This window comes from Stenotrophomonas rhizophila, assembly GCF_003651185.1.
Taxonomy (GTDB): domain Bacteria; phylum Pseudomonadota; class Gammaproteobacteria; order Xanthomonadales; family Xanthomonadaceae; genus Stenotrophomonas; species Stenotrophomonas maltophilia_Z.
This window is the reverse complement of record NZ_RCDC01000004.1, coordinates 1,252,399-1,267,010: the sequence shown is the minus strand read 5'-3', so window position 1 is coordinate 1,267,010 and position 14,612 is coordinate 1,252,399. Positions and strand designations below refer to the sequence as shown.

Here is a 14,612-nt window from a genome sequence, read left to right as displayed (position 1 = left end):
CGGTCGCCGGTGCTGCCTGCGGCGATTACTTGCCGAAGTCGTACTTGGCCTGGACGTACACGGCACGGCCGTATGCGTTGTACAGGCCGGTGTTGTACGGCGCACCCGAGGTGCCCAGGTAGCTGTAAGCCTGGCCGTCGGGCATCTTGTTGAACACGTTGTTGACCATCAGCGAGAGCGTCAGGTCGTCCTGTGCGCGATAGTTCACGCTCAGGTTGTACGTGGTGTAGGAACCCCACTTGCCTGCGGCCTTGCCCGATGCCGGGTGGACGTAGTCATAGCCATTGATGCCGGCCAGGTAGTTCGGGGTCTTGCCGATGTAGTTCGCGTACAGCGTGGTGGTGAACTTGTCGACCGACCAGCCCACGGACGCATCGCTGCGGACCTTGGCGAAGTTGTCGTAGTTCCACATCGCGATCGGGTTGCCCAGCAGATCCTGGAACTCCTCGCCCGGCTGCGACTGCACTTCACGCTTGAGCATGTTGGTGTAGTTGGCCGAGAACTGCAGCGAGCCGAAACGGCCGATGTCCTGCAGATACTTGAAGCCGACGGTCACGGCCTGCAGGTTCTGGCGAGCCACGTTCATCTTCGGGGTGTACAGGCTGCTCAGGTTGCCGGCGGCGTCGCGCACGACCCAGTCCGCCACGTTCTGGCAGCTGGCCGAGGAACCGTTCGGCAGGCCGTTGCGGCAGTAGTACTCGGCCAGCAGCAACTGGTCGGTGCTGGCCGTATCGACTTCGTTCTCGATCTTCCAGTTGTAGTAGTCGGCCGAGATCGACAGGTTCGGCATCGGTGCCCAGACCACGCCGGCGTTCCAGACGTCGGCCGTGATCGGCTCCAGGTCCGGGTTGCCGGCACGCTCGGAGTACACCGAGACGTTGTCGTGGTAACGGCAGTCGGCGGTATTGCCCGGTGCATAGCCCAGGGTGCCGCAACGGTAGTAATCGGTCGAGTTGGCCGCGTAGTACCCGCTCTTGCCCTGGAAGGCATCGGACAGGGTCGGTGCGCGGAACGCGGTGCCGTACTTGCCGCGGAACAGCAGGCTGTCGATCGGGCGGTATTCCAGGCCCAGGCTGTAGGTGGCCTTGTCGACGGTGTTGTCGGCGATCTTGAACGCATCGTAGCGACCCGAGGCGGTCACCGTGACCTGCTCCAGGACCGGCATGCGCAGCTCGGAGGTCACCGCATAGTTGCTGCGGTGGCCATTGCCGGCCACGGCCGACGAACCCCACACCTGGCCGTCGAGCAGACGCTGGTCGGGCGAGTAATCCCAGCCTTCGCTGCCACCTTCGACCACGACCGCGAAACCGGCGTCACCGCCCGGCAGCGAGAACAGCGAGCCGTTGGTGATCTGCACGCGGCCCAGGTTCTGCCAGGTACGGCTGCGGTTGGTCGCGTAGCCGGTGAAGCTGGCGAAATCTTCCGGCGAGATCGGCGAGTAGAACGCGTCGTAGTTCGGGTTGTAGATGCCCCAGCCGTCGGCCGTGGTGCCCAGCTGCGGGCCCAGGACGTGTTCGGCGAAGTAGTTGTTGATCGGGTCCTTCCAACGCATGAACTTGTTTTCGGTGAGCTTGTACTCACCGCGGGTGAAGCTGGCGCTGTAGTCCCAGTTGCCGGCCATGCCCTTCGCGCCCAGGGTCACCTGGTAGGAGCGGCTCTCGTCACTGTTGAGGACGTCGTTGTAGCCCTGGCCACCGATGTCTTCCGGTGCGAATGCACGCTGCAGGTTCACCACCTTGCCCGAGGACTGGTCGTAGAAGCCGCCCATGCCGCTCTTGGTGCCCCACCACAGGTAGCTGGAGCCGGAGGTGTACTCGGTCTTTTCCTTGCTGTACAGCACGTCGGCGAACAGCTGCAGGTTGTCGTTGACGTCGAAGGTCATCGCGGAATAGAACTGGCCGCTGTCCTTGCCGTTCTTCAGCGTCTTGTAGCCGGCGCCGAAGTAGGTACCGCACGACTGGCCGGTCGGGCGATTGCCCAGCACCGTGGTACCGCCGAACTGGCCGGCCACGTTGGCGCAGTTGTTCGGGTCCATCATGTACAGGCGGTTGGTATCGGCGTCGATGACGGCGAAATCATTGCTCGGCAGCTGTGCGGTGTAGCCGTTGGCATTGGTGGTGCGGGTCAGGTCGCGCTGGTAGCCCCAGATCGGGTTGCTCGACTCGATCTGCACGTTGACCAGTGCGTTGAAGCGGTCATCGAACGCGCTGAAACCATGCGCGCCGCTGAAGCGCACGCTGTTGCCGCCGCCTTCGGTGTAGGTGCCGCCACGAACGGAGATGCTGCCGCCGTCCATGCGTTCCTTGAGGATGATGTTGACCACGCCGGCAATGGCGTCCGAACCGTACAGCGACGACTGGCCGCCCGGCAGGACTTCAATGCGCTCGACGATGTCGATCGGAATGCCGCTGATGTTGTTGAACGTATCGCCGCCGTTGTACAGCGCCGGGTACGACATCATCGGACGGCCGTTGATCAGGTACTTGGTGTAGCCCGGATTCAGGCCGAACATGCCCGAGGCTTCCGCGCCCTGGGTGAAGGACGCCGAGGTCTGGCCGCCCTGGAGGCCGCCGGTGGTCAGCGAGGACTGCTGCAGGACTTCGGCCACGCTGGTGAAGCCGCGGGTCTGGATGTCCTGCGCGGTGATGGACATCACCGGAGTCTGGGTTTCGATATCGGTCTGCGGAATCAGCGAGCCGGTGACGGTGACTTTGTCCAGCGTCGTGGCTTTATCCTGTGCCATGGCCGGAGCGGCTGCAGTGGCGATCAGGGCCGAGAACAATGCAGCGGCGAGCGTGTTGCGACGTGCGGTGGTGCTGTAATTCATTGATAGTCCATAGAACAAAACAGAAAGCACTGACGCCAATGATTCCCTCCCGGAACGCGCGGAAAACGCTCAACGTAGTGCGTTTCGACCGTAACATGAACTTAACGAAAATTGCATGGTTTCGTAGCAATCGCGATTTTCAGTCAGGTGCAGTCAAGGTTGTATAGTGGTGCGTCCCATTGTTGTGTTTCCGGAGTGCCCGCAGTGAGTGCCAGCCAGACGCGTCGTCCCCACGCCAGCCAAGTGCAGAAGGGGTTGTCGCCGCATCCGCGCATCCGCAACGTGATCGCGGTGGGGTCAGGCAAAGGCGGGGTCGGCAAGTCGACCACCGCGGTCAACCTGGCTGTCGCACTTGCCGCGCTCGGCGCGCGCGTGGGCCTGCTGGATGCCGATATCTACGGCCCCAGCGTACCGGCGATGCTTGGCCTGAGCGGTCGCCCGGAGAGTCCGGACAACAAGTCGATCGAGCCGATGCGCGCCTTCGGGGTGGAGACCATGTCGATCGGGTATCTGATCGAGGACGAGACGCCGATGATCTGGCGCGGTCCGATGGCGACCTCGGCGATGACGCAGTTCTTCAACGATACGTTGTGGGACGACCTGGACTATCTGCTGATCGATCTGCCGCCGGGCACCGGTGACATCCAGCTGACCTTGACCCAGAAGATTCCGCTGGCCGGTGCGGTGATCGTCACCACGCCGCAGGACATCGCCACGCTGGATGCGAAGAAGGCGCTGAAGATGTTCGAGAAGGTCGAGGTGCCGGTGCTGGGCATTGTCGAAAACATGGCCGTGCACACCTGCAGCAACTGCGGCCAGGTGGAGCATCTGTTCGGCGAAGGCGGCGGCGAGCGCATGGCTGCCCAGTACGGGGTGCCGCTGCTGGGCTCGCTCCCGCTGGAAATCGGCATCCGCGAGCAGGGCGATGCGGGCACCCCGATCACCGCCGCCGCGCCGGAATCCTCGGCCGCCCAGGCCTATCTGCGCGCCGCGCAGCGCCTGATCGAGGAAGTGGCCAAGCGCCCGCGGGCCAGCATTCCGATCCTGTCCTCGCTGATCTGAGCCGGGGCGGTCGCCGCAGCGGCCCCCGACTACGCGTGCCGGGGCAGGGGGGCTGCGGCATAATGGCGGGCCCGAACCGGCGCAGCCCAGGACCCCCTTACATGAGCATCAAGAGTGACCGCTGGATCCGTCAGATGGCCGAGCAGCAGGGCATGATCGAGCCGTTCGAAGCCGGCCAGGTCAAGCAGGCCAACGGCCAGCGCATCGTCAGCTACGGCACCTCCAGCTACGGCTACGACGTGCGTTGCTCGCGCGAGTTCAAGGTGTTCACCAACATCAACTCCACCATCGTGGACCCGAAGCACTTCGATCCGGGCAGCTTCGTGGACATCGTCGGCGACGAGTGCATCATTCCGCCCAACAGCTTCGCGCTGGCGCGCACCGTGGAGTACTTCCGCATCCCGCGTGACACCCTGGTGGTGTGCCTGGGCAAGAGCACCTACGCGCGCTGCGGCATCATCGTCAACGTGACCCCGCTGGAGCCGGAGTGGGAAGGCCATGTCACCCTGGAATTCAGCAACACCACGCCGCTGCCGGCGCGTATCTACGCCAACGAAGGCGTGGCACAGATGCTGTTCTTCCAGGCCGACAAGGACGATATCTGCGAAACCTCGTACAAGGATCGCGGTGGCAAATACCAGGGCCAGACCGGCGTCACCCTGCCGCGCACCTGATCATCCTGGGTCCACTGCCGCGTGACCGGTAGTGCCGGCCGCTGGCCGGCACCAGACAGCACACAGGAAAAAAGCGCGGATCACTCCGCGCTTTTTTCGTTTCCGTCTTCCCGGCTGGCGTTATTTGCCGCGGCCGAACAGCAACCCGATACCAACGGCCACCAGCACGACCGGCCACCAGGTGAGGATCAGCTTCCCCATGTTCATGTTGGTCCAGCCCAGATTGCTGGCCAGCAGGAACAGGCCGACGAGGATCAGGACGATGGCGGCGACAAGGTTGGAACGCATCAGGGGCAGGGTCCGCTAGGGCTGGGGCGAATATCCTAGCCGTTCCTTCCAGTGTGCGACACGCTCGGCCAGCACCTGTGGATCAAAACGGTGTGCCTGCCCCTGGCCCCAGACCGGGCCCGGCCAAGCCGGATCGCCGACATGGCGCCCGATCACATGGAAATGCAGCTGGCGCACGATGTTGCCCAGCGAGCCGATGTTGATCTTCTCGACCCCATCCGTGCCTTTGAGCGCCTTGCACGCCCGGTTCAATTCGGTGCGCAGCTTGTCCTGCTGCTCGCCGTCCAGATCGATCCACTCGGTCACGCCGCTCAGGCGCGGGACCAGGATCAACCAGGGGTACCTTTCATCGTTCATCAATCGCACTTGCGATAACGGCCCTTCTGCTACCAGTACGCTGTCGGTGGCCAGGCGTGAATCCAGTTCGAACTCGCTCATCCAAGATGCTCCGCAAAGAAGTCCAGGGTGCGTTCCAGCGCCAGGTGGGCGCTGTCTGGATCATACGCATGTCCGACGCTGCGGTTGAAGGCATGATCGGCCGGGTAGACGAAGGTGGCCATCTGCGGCAGCTTCTCGCGGTGGGCTTTGATCGCCTCCGGCGGGATGCTCTTGTCCTGCGCGCCGAAGTGGAACATGACCGGCGCCTTGGGCGTCTCGTCCAGGTACTTCACGTTGCGGGCCCCGTAATAGCTGACCGAGGGCAGGCCCAGCCGCAGCGCGGAGAGCAGGGCGATACTGCCGCCCCAGCAATAGCCGACGGTGCCGACCTTGCCGGCCGGGGCCAGCCGCGAGGCGGCCGCCCGCACGATCTCCAGCGCCTTTTCGACCCCGAGCTCGTCGACCATGGCCAGGCCGGCGGCTACGCCATCGCTGTCGTAAGGCAGCTCCGGCGGTTCGGTGCTGTCCGGGGCCGACCCGACCAGATCGAAGAACGACGGGGCCAGCACCGCATAGCCCTTGGCGGCGTAATCGTCGGCCACCGCGCGGATGTGCGGGTTGGCGCCGAAGATCTCCTGGATCACCACCAGACCCCCGCGCGGCTTGCCTTCCGGCGTCGCCTGCCAGGCGCGGACCGGTCCGTAATGCGTATCGAGTGTGATCCACTCACCCATGGTGCGAGACTCCCGTTGGTTCAGGCATTCATTATCGGCCCCGCGCGGGTTAGCGCGATGTCAGGGGGCATGCCGGATCTGGCGGGATCAGCCCGATCCGGTTCAGGGGCGCGGGCTGAACGCCGGTATACTTGCCGCCGTTTCCGGCCCCAGGTCCCCACGCCATTCCGGCATGGGCCCAGGCCCCCAGAGTCCTTGCGATCCATGTCCCAGCTGAACCCCAAAGTCGGCTTCGTCAGCCTTGGCTGCCCGAAGGCCCTTGTCGATTCCGAGCGCATCCTCACCCAGTTGCGGTCCGAGGGCTACGACATCGTTCCCTCCTACGACGCGGCCGACGTGGTGGTGGTCAACACCTGCGGCTTCATCGATTCGGCCGTGACCGAGTCGCTGGATGCGATCGGCGAGGCGATGAACGCCAACGGCAAGGTGATCGTCACCGGTTGCCTGGGCAAGCGCCCCGAGCAGATCCGCGAGGCCTACCCGAACGTGTTGGCGGTGTCGGGCCCGCAGGACTACATGAGCGTGATGGAGGCCGTCCACGCTGCGCTGCCGCCCAAGCACGATCCCTTCGTGGATCTGGTGCCCGACTACGGTATCAAGCTGACCCCGCGCCACTACGCCTATCTGAAGATTTCCGAAGGCTGCAATCACACGTGCAGCTTCTGCATCATTCCCTCGATGCGTGGCAAGCTGGTCTCGCGCCCGGTCGATGAGGTGCTGCGCGAAGCCGAGCGGCTGGTGCGGGGGGGCGTCAAGGAACTGCTGGTGGTCTCCCAGGACACCTCGGCCTATGGCGTGGATGTGAAGTACGCCGAGCGCATGTGGCGTGACAAGGCCTACCAGACCCGCTTGAAGGCGTTGTGCGAAGGCCTGTCCGAGCTGGATGCGTGGACCCGCATGCATTACGTCTACCCGTACCCGCATGTGGACGAGATCGTGCCGCTGATGGCCGAGAACCGGATCCTGCCCTACCTGGATATCCCGTTCCAGCACGCCAGCCCGCGCATTCTCAAGCTGATGAAGCGCCCGGGCGCGGTCGACAAGACCCTGGAGCGCGTGCAGCGCTGGCGCCAGCTCTGCCCGGACATCACCGTGCGCTCGACCTTCATCGTCGGCTTCCCGGGCGAGACCGATGCCGAGTTCGAGGAGCTGCTCAGCTTCCTGGACGAGGCGCAGCTGGACCGCGTGGGCGCGTTCGCCTACTCGCCGGTCACCGGCGCGACCGCCAACGATCTGCCCGGTGCGGTGCCCGAAGAAGTGAAGCAGGAACGCCTGGCACGCTTCATGGAACGCCAGGCGGAGATCTCCGCCGCGCGCCTGGAGGCCAAGATCGGTACCGTGCAGCAGTGCCTGGTCGATGCCATCGAAGACGGCATCGCGGTGGCCCGTTCGAAGGCCGATGCGCCGGAGATCGACGGCCTGGTGCATATCCAGAACGCCGATGAAGCCAAGCTGCGTGTCGGCCAGTTCGTCGATGTCGAGATCACCGAGAGCGACGATCACGACCTGTTTGGTGACGCGATCATCGCGGCGGAAGCGCGCAAGCCGTTCGATCTGCAGGTGCTGTGAACGCAGCGGCGTCGACGGCCGATCACGGCGGTCGACGCCGCTTCATCGCTCCGCCGCGCGAGGCGGTGGATGCGGCCTGCTTCGCGCAGCCGATCTACGCCGGGTTGAGCGACTTCCAGGACCTGATGCTCGCGCCGAACTGGCCCGCCATTGCATCGCTCGATGCACGCCTCGCGCTGCCGGACACGCATCTTGCCGAGCAGGACGAGGCGCTGCTGGCCGACGGCCTGCACTATGAAACCCGCATTGCCGAGCGCGGCCAGATCGCCACGCGTGCGGCCAACTGGCATGACCTGTTCAATGCCCTGATCTGGGCGCGTTACCCCGCCATCAAGCGCGCGCTCAACCGGCAGCAGTGCCGGCACATCGCGGCGATGGCGCCAGGGCAGCGCAACCGGGCGCAGGCCGCGTTGACCCAATTCGACGAGAGCGGCGTGATCGTGCGTGTGCGCGAACCGGCGCTGCTGCGTGCGTGGGACCAGCACGACTGGCAGGCGCTGTTCGGGGATGGGGCAGGGTTGTGGCGACGCGGCGACATTGCCGTCGCGGCAGTGATCGGGCATGCGCTGCTGGAGCAGGCCTTGGTCCCGGAGCGCTTGCTGGTGGGCAAGTGCGTGGTGGTGCAGGGCGATGACGATGCCGCCGCGATTGCCGTGGCTGCGCGGGCAATCACGGACGGTGCAGTGCTCACTGATCCGCTGGAGCTGCGGCCGTTGCCACTGGCGGGGATACCCGGGTGGCACGTCCACCAGGATGCGGCCTTCCATGCGCGGGCCGACTACTTCCGCCCGTTACGCGAGGGTCGTGCGTATCCCGCAGCGCTGGGGTGATTCCATGCGTGGATGTACTTCCTGTCAGCCGGGGTATGCCACCGACAGGATCGCGAACCCATGGCGGCCGCTGGGCAGCTCCACCTCGAACTCATCGTCCACGCGTTTCTTCAGCAGCGCGCGCGCCAACGGCGAATCGATGCTGATCCAGCCTGCACCGGCATCGGTTTCGTCCGGGCCGACGATGCGGTACACGTGGATGTCGCCCGAGTCGACATTCTCCAGCTCGATCGTCGCGCCGAAGAACACCGCGTTCGGATCGGTCGGCGCGGTATCGACAATGCGCAGTGCTTCCAGCCGCTTGGTCAGATAGCGCACGCGCCGGTCGATCTCGCCCAGCTGCTTCTTGCGATAGGTGTACTCGGCATTCTCGGAGCGGTCGCCTTCCGCGGCGGCGGCGGCCAGTGCCTTCACCACTTCCGGGCGTTTGTGCCGCCACAGCTCATCCAGTTCGGTCTTCAGCCGCTGGTGGCCCTGTGCGGTGATCAGGGCCGTGCTTTTTTCCGCGGGGGGGCGCCAACGCGACATCAGGTCTGCTTGTGCTCTTCAAAAGGTGCCGCGCCACAGGGCGCGACACGAAGTATCAGCGTTTTCCGCCGAAAATACCGCCGAGCAGGCCACGCACGATCTGGTTGCCCAGCTTGGTGCCGACGGTGCGCGTGGTCTGCTTGGCCATGGTTTCGATCATGCCCTGGCGGCGCTTGGTGCCGAAGATCGCATCCTTGATGCTCTGGCCGAAGCCACCTTCCTGCGCCTCATCCTGCTGGCGGGTACGGGCTTTGGGTGCATCGGCCTGTTCGACGGTCTTTTGCGCGCGCTGCGCCAACAGTTCGGCTGCCGATTCGCGGTTGATCGCGGTGTCGTAACGGGTGCCGACCGGGCTGCCGGCACGTACCTGGGCACGTTCGGCCTCGGTGATCGCGCCCATCCGGCAACGCGGTGGCGCGATCTGGGTCTGCTGCACGGGCGAGGGGATGCCCTTGTCCTGCAGCGTGGACACCAGCGCTTCACCGGTACCCAGCTTGGCCAGCGTCGCAGCCACGTCGAGTTTGGGATTGGGCACGAAGGTTTCGGCGGCGACCTTCACCGCTTTCTGGTCGCGCGGCGTGAACGCACGCAGCGCGTGCTGCACGCGGTTGCCGAGCTGCCCGAGAATGTTGGCCGGCACGTCATCCGGGAACTGTGAGCAGAAGTAGACGCCCACGCCCTTGGAGCGGATCAGCCGGACCACCTGCTCGATGCGCTGCACCAGCGCCGGCGGTGCGTCATCGAACAGCAGGTGTGCCTCATCGAAGATGAAGACCAGCTTCGGCTTCTCCAGATCGCCCACTTCCGGCAGCGTTTCGAACAGCTCCGAGAGCAGCCACAGCAGGAAGGTGGAATACAGCCGCGGCTTGAGCACAAGCTGGTCGGCGGCGAGGATGCCGATCACGCCGCGGCCATCGTGGTTGACGCGCATGAGGTCGGCCAGCTCCAGCGCAGGCTCGCCGAAGAACGCTTCGCCGCCGTCCTGTGACAGGCGCAGCAGCGAGCGCTGGATCGCCGCCACGGTCTGCGCGCTGACCAGGCCGTATTCGGTGGAGATGTCCTTGCGCTCCTCGGCGACCAGGCCGAGCAGGGCGCGCAGATCATCCAGGTCGAGCAGCAGCAGGCCGCGGTCGTCAGCGAGCTTGAACACGATGTCCAGCACGCCGGCCTGGGTATCGTTGAGTTCCAGGATGCGCGCGAGCAGGGTCGGGCCCATTTCACTGACCGTGGTGCGCACCGGGTGGCCGAGCTTGCCGTACAGGTCCCAGAACACGGTCGGGCTGGCAGCGGGCGCGTAGTCGGCCACGCCGAGGTCGGTCGCGCGCTGCAGCAGCGCCTCGGTCCCGGTACCGGGTACGGCCAGGCCGGACACGTCACCCTTCACATCGGCCAGGAACACCGGCACGCCGATCCGCGAGAAACCCTCGGCCAGCGTCATCAGGGTGACGGTCTTGCCGGTGCCGGTCGCGCCGGCCACCAGGCCATGGCGGTTGCCCAGGCGCGGCAGCAGGGTCACGGGGATATCGTCGGTGATGCCTTTGCCGAGCAGAATCGGATCCATGGTCAACTCGCAGTGTGAATAGGCGGGATTCTAAACGTCGGCGTTGGCCGGCCGGCAGACGGGTTGCCCCGATGCAAGCGGCGCGGCTACTCTGCCCCATCGTTCGCACACAGTGCCAAAAATGCCCGTTCCTGTCTTGCTTGTCCGTGGTTGGCCGCTGTTGGCCGTTGCCGCGATGCTGTCGATCGTCCCCGAGGCCCATGCCCAGCGCGTCTCCGCCCGCGACAAGGCCAAGGTGGAGGCGCTCGACCAGCGCATGACAGCCGCCGAGAAGCGCTACAACGCGGCGCTGGTGCTGGTGAACAATGCCGACCCCAAGGGCACCAACGAGGCCGACGCCGCGCTGGAGGACATGGAGGATGTGATCAGCGCCTGTGTGGCCCAGAAGGGCTGCCAGGTCAGCAACCTGCTGCCGACTTACAAGCGCCTGCTCAAGAGCAACGCCGACAGCCAGCAGGACAGCGAGGACGGCACGGCCATCGCCGACGGCACCCTGCTGGAGGCCGACCCGGACCATGTCGGCCCGCTGGCCGCCGATGTGCCCGAAGCGGCCCGCGCTGCCGCGCTGCTCAACGACAAGCGGCACGCCTTCGATACCATGGTCGAGTACAACCCGGCCGTGCAGGCCGGCATCCGCCGCTGGCTGACCGACATGCGCCCGGCGCTGCTCACCAGTTACGAGAACTACCAGAACCTGCGTGCGGTGATGTGGCCGGAGTGGGAAAAGCGCGGCCTGCCCGAAGCGCTGCTGTTCGGGATCATGGCCAAGGAATCCAACGGCCGCGTGCACGCCTCCTCGCGTGCCGGCGCCGCCGGGCTGATGCAGTTCATGCCCGCCACCGGGCGTCGCTTCGGGCTGGGCCCGGACGGCACCGGCTTTGATACGCGCTTTGATGCCCGCAGCGCGGCCGAGGCCAGCGCGACCTACCTCAACGAACGCATGCGCGAGCTCAACAACAGCGTCGAGCTGTCGCTGGCCGGTTACAACGGCGGTGAAGGCCGCGCCATCCGCGTGTTCCGCCAGTACCCGGGGCAGGGCTTCTGGACCGACAGCGTCTACAACCAGTTCCCGGGCGAGACCAAGGACTACGTACCGATGGTGATCGCTGCGGCGTGGATCTATCTGCACCCGCAGCAGTACGGCGTGGAGTTCCCGAAGATCAGCGCGCAGCCGGCCACGATCCGCCTGGCCAAGTCGACCACGATCTACGAGCTGACCATCTGCCTGGGCAGCAGCGGTACCCGCGACGGCTACATGCGTGCACTGCGCAACCTCAACCCGCGCTATGAGGCCGACGGCTGGATTCCGGCCGGCACCACCATCAACGCGACCACCCGCATCGCCGGCCTGTACAACCGGTTCTGCGTCAGCGGCCCGCGCGCCGACCTGGCCCGCACCCTCATCACCGCCGACCTCAATGCGGCGATCGTGCGGCCTACGGCGGTCAGCTACACCGGCAACGTGGCGGTGGGCAGCGTGGTCCCGGTGGCCCAGCCGCAGGCCATGCCTGCGGTGACCCCGGCCGCGCCGGTAGCCGTCCCGGCCGCCAAGCCCAAGGCCAAGCCGGCCCGCAGTTACAAGGTCGGCAAGGGCGAGACCCTCGGCAAGATCGCCGCCAGGTTCCAGTGCGATGTGCCGACCCTGGCCCGGGCAAACGGCCTCAAGGCGCCGGCCTATTCCCTCAAGCAGGGCCAGAGCATCAAGCTGCAGGGCTGCGACAAGTAAGCCATAACCGGGTAGGCTCGCCGGCATCACGCCTGTGGCCGCCCGGCCCAGCACATCCATCGCAGCCTCGGCCACGTGCCGACGCTCACCGCAACACGCATACAGGACACCCAGATGGATATCACCGCAATCAACGAGATGTTCGCCAACATCCGTGAAAACACCGATTGGGACCTCAACGGCCCGATGCTGTGGGGCTACTTCTTCGTCAACACCACGCCGGAGCCGCTGCACGGCCTGGGCGAGAAGCTGGTCGAACTGGGCTACACCCTGGTGGAAGTGTTCGAGCCGGACCTTGAAGAAGGCGAAGACCCGTACCACGTGCTGCACGTGGAGCGCGCCGAGGTGCACACCGAAGCCTCGCTGGATGCCCGCAACCATGAGCTGCAGGCCCTGGCCGAAGCGAACGGCGTGGAAGACTATGACGGCATGGATGTTGGCCCGGTCGAGATCTGATCGGCGCGATCCGATCGAACCGGACACAACGAAAAACGCCCCGGGAAACCGGGGCGTTTTCATTGGTGCGGATCGCATGGTCTACCAGTAGTGCCGGCCGCTGGCCGGCTCCCCGGAATACCTGCGATGCCGGCCAGCGGCCGGCACCACCGTCACTTCAGGGTGGCCAGTGCCTGCCCCAACTGAACCGCATGCTCGGCATCCAGGTGCGGCGCGAACTCGGCCACCCCCGGCGGCAGCAGCACGATCACGGTGGAGCCGTAGTTGAAGCGCGCCATCTCCGCGAAGCGTTCCAGGGTGATGCCCTTGCCACGGTAATCCTTGCGCGTGATCGTATCGCCGTAGGCCGGAATCTCCTCGCCGCCCCACACCGTCTCCACGCCGGAGACCAGCAGCGCGCCGACCATCACCGAGACCATCGGGCCGAAGTCCGTATCGAAGTGACACACCAGGCGTTCGTTGCGGGCGAACAGCCCCGGCACCCTGTTCACCGCGGCCGGGCCGACGCTGAACAACCGCCCCGGCACGTGCACGGTCTCGCGCAGCGTGCCGGTCCACGGCATGTGCACGCGGTGGTAATCCTTCGGCGACAGATACACCGTGGCGAACAGGCCGTGGTGGAAGACCTCGGCATCCTTGGCATCGCCCAGCAGCTCGGCGGCGGTGAAGGACTGGCCCTTGGCCTGGAAGATGCGCCCATCCTCGATCTTGCCCAGCTGGCTGATCCGGCCATCGGCCGGCATCACCAGCGTGCGCGGATCGGCATCGGCCACGCGCGCGCCCGGCTTCAACGCCCGGGTGAAGAACTGGTTGAAGGTCGGGTAGCTGCGCGGGTCCGGATTGGCGGCTTCGGCCAGATTCACGCCGAACTTGGCGGTTACGGTGTCGATCAGCCAGCGCGAGACCCGCGGGTTGCTGGAGTACGCCAGTCTGCGCGCCATGGACGACAGCAGGCGATGGGGCAGGGCGTAGCTCAGCGTGGTCATCAAACTCATGGGGCGGATTTCTCGGTCAGCAGTTGCAGGTCGCGGGCGATGGCCTGCGCTTGGAAAGGAGGGCGGATCAGACCGGCCAAGCGGCCTTCCGGATCCAGCACGGCCAGGCTGGCCGAGTGTTCGAGGGTGTAATCCTCGGGATTCTCATCGAAGTGCTTGCCCGGCACCTTCTGGAACACGAAGCCCAGCGAGGTGGCGAAACGCTCCAGCGAGGGCACATCGGCCGTCGCGGCCAGCGTGTCCTTATGGAACGCATGCACGTACTCGCCCAGCCGTGCCGGCGTATCGCGCTCGGGATCGACCGAAATGAAGACCAGCCGCGGGCGCAGCGTCTCGGGCAGGGCTTCCCACTGCTTCTGGGCCTGGGCCAGATCGGCCAGCGTGGTCGGGCACACATCCGGGCAGAAGGTGAAGCCCAGGAACACCAGGGTCCAGTGGCCCTTCAGCTCGCCCGGGATCAGCCGGGTGCCGTCGGACTGGCCCAGGTTGAAATCGGGCAGCGGGCGCGGCTGCGGATAGAAGGTGATCGACTCGGTGGCGGGGCGGTCACCGCCCGGCTTGGGCGCGAAGACCTTCTGCGCCACGACCAGTCCCAGCCCGGCGGCGAGGGCGATCAGCAGGATGATGCCGACATTGCGATTGAACATAAGGGCCCCGTCCCGGAAGTGGCCACCATGATAGAGGCAGCCACGCCGGATTGTCGGGAGGGGCGTCGGCACGGGTGGGTAAGCAGTGCCAAGTGCACAGCCGAGCATCGAAACCTGAGCGTCTGGGGCAGGGCACGGATTGCTGTTGGCGAAATGCCGAGCATGGCTCGGCACTACAAAAACCGCCTTCGATGCGTAATTCGTGCGCACCCCGCCTTGGCCTTGGCTGTTCCCGAAAGAACCAACCCACTGTCAACGGCGTGGTGGGGGTGGGAGGGCGGGACCGTCAAGCGGCATGGATGCCGCTTGTCGAGCCCCCAGGGATGGGTTTACGGCG

The 14,612-nt window shown here is 65.7% G+C and carries 14 protein-coding genes; 6 read left to right on the top strand and 8 right to left on the bottom strand.

What is annotated here, in order from left to right; genetic code table 11:
* Window positions 1-25 precede the first annotated feature (25 nt).
* The gene (locus BCL79_RS05725; RefSeq protein WP_121038505.1) at window positions 26-2,827 is read right to left on the bottom strand and encodes a TonB-dependent receptor domain-containing protein; all 2,802 of its coding nucleotides are present in this window, start codon (window positions 2,825-2,827) and stop codon (window positions 26-28) included.
* A gap of 204 nt (window positions 2,828-3,031) precedes the next feature.
* Here BCL79_RS05725 and apbC point away from each other — a divergent pair, with 204 nt between their 5' ends.
* Window positions 3,032-3,889: an iron-sulfur cluster carrier protein ApbC gene (gene apbC / locus BCL79_RS05720; protein WP_183073681.1), complete on the top strand. Its 858-nt coding sequence runs from the start codon at window positions 3,032-3,034 to the stop codon at window positions 3,887-3,889.
* A gap of 101 nt (window positions 3,890-3,990) precedes the next feature.
* Window positions 3,991-4,563, top strand: coding sequence for a dCTP deaminase (gene dcd / locus BCL79_RS05715; RefSeq protein ID WP_088433273.1), 573 nt, complete (start codon window positions 3,991-3,993; stop codon window positions 4,561-4,563).
* A gap of 120 nt (window positions 4,564-4,683) precedes the next feature.
* On the opposite strand, the gene BCL79_RS20280 is transcribed toward dcd, so the two are convergent.
* The 3 genes from BCL79_RS20280 to BCL79_RS05705 are packed head-to-tail and all read right to left on the bottom strand — an operon-like array spanning window position 4,684 to window position 5,963.
* Entirely contained in the window at window positions 4,684-4,851 is a 168-nt protein-coding gene (locus BCL79_RS20280) for a LiaI-LiaF-like domain-containing protein (protein ID WP_019182647.1), read from the bottom strand.
* 15 nt (window positions 4,852-4,866) lie between these two features.
* Window positions 4,867-5,289 carry an HIT domain-containing protein gene (locus BCL79_RS05710; RefSeq protein WP_121038502.1) on the bottom strand — a complete coding sequence of 141 codons (423 nt, stop codon included), beginning with the start codon at window positions 5,287-5,289 and terminating at the stop codon, window positions 4,867-4,869.
* Window positions 5,286-5,963, bottom strand: coding sequence for a dienelactone hydrolase family protein (locus BCL79_RS05705; protein ID WP_121038498.1), 678 nt, complete (start codon window positions 5,961-5,963; stop codon window positions 5,286-5,288). The genes BCL79_RS05710 and BCL79_RS05705 overlap by 4 nt, the downstream gene beginning before the upstream one ends.
* Window positions 5,964-6,167: 204 nt before the next feature.
* Here BCL79_RS05705 and rimO point away from each other — a divergent pair, with 204 nt between their 5' ends.
* Together rimO and BCL79_RS05695 are read left to right on the top strand one after the other, a co-directional pair.
* A complete protein-coding gene (rimO, locus tag BCL79_RS05700; RefSeq protein ID WP_121038495.1) occupies window positions 6,168-7,532 on the top strand; it encodes a 30S ribosomal protein S12 methylthiotransferase RimO in 1,365 nt (454 codons plus the stop codon).
* On the top strand, window positions 7,529-8,362 hold the full coding sequence (locus BCL79_RS05695) for a DUF3025 domain-containing protein (protein ID WP_121038493.1): 834 nt from the start codon (window positions 7,529-7,531) through the stop codon (window positions 8,360-8,362). The genes rimO and BCL79_RS05695 overlap by 4 nt, the downstream gene beginning before the upstream one ends.
* 24 nt (window positions 8,363-8,386) lie before the next feature.
* Here the strand turns inward: BCL79_RS05695 and greB are convergent, their stop codons facing one another.
* Together greB and BCL79_RS05685 are read right to left on the bottom strand one after the other, a co-directional pair.
* Complete coding sequence (greB, locus tag BCL79_RS05690; RefSeq protein WP_121038490.1) at window positions 8,387-8,890, bottom strand: transcription elongation factor GreB; 504 nt, start codon at window positions 8,888-8,890, stop codon at window positions 8,387-8,389.
* A 55-nt stretch (window positions 8,891-8,945) separates the two neighbouring features.
* Window positions 8,946-10,451 (bottom strand): helicase HerA-like domain-containing protein, encoded by a 1,506-nt coding sequence (locus tag BCL79_RS05685; RefSeq protein WP_121038487.1) that lies wholly within the window; start codon window positions 10,449-10,451, stop codon window positions 8,946-8,948.
* A gap of 121 nt (window positions 10,452-10,572) precedes the next feature.
* On the opposite strand from BCL79_RS05685, the gene BCL79_RS05680 reads away from it, so the two are divergent.
* Together BCL79_RS05680 and BCL79_RS05675 are read left to right on the top strand one after the other, a co-directional pair.
* Entirely contained in the window at window positions 10,573-12,177 is a 1,605-nt protein-coding gene (locus BCL79_RS05680; protein ID WP_121038484.1) for a transglycosylase SLT domain-containing protein, read from the top strand.
* A gap of 114 nt (window positions 12,178-12,291) precedes the next feature.
* The gene (locus BCL79_RS05675; protein WP_121038480.1) at window positions 12,292-12,633 is read left to right on the top strand and encodes a ribonuclease E inhibitor RraB; all 342 of its coding nucleotides are present in this window, start codon (window positions 12,292-12,294) and stop codon (window positions 12,631-12,633) included.
* A 152-nt stretch (window positions 12,634-12,785) separates the two neighbouring features.
* Here BCL79_RS05675 and asd read toward each other — a convergent pair whose 3' ends face one another.
* Together asd and BCL79_RS05665 are read right to left on the bottom strand one after the other, a co-directional pair.
* Window positions 12,786-13,628 (bottom strand): archaetidylserine decarboxylase, encoded by an 843-nt coding sequence (gene asd / locus BCL79_RS05670; protein WP_121038477.1) that lies wholly within the window; start codon window positions 13,626-13,628, stop codon window positions 12,786-12,788.
* Window positions 13,625-14,275 (bottom strand): SCO family protein, encoded by a 651-nt coding sequence (locus tag BCL79_RS05665; protein WP_121038474.1) that lies wholly within the window; start codon window positions 14,273-14,275, stop codon window positions 13,625-13,627. The genes asd and BCL79_RS05665 overlap by 4 nt, the downstream gene beginning before the upstream one ends.
* Between the last annotated feature and the right edge of the window lie 337 nt (window positions 14,276-14,612).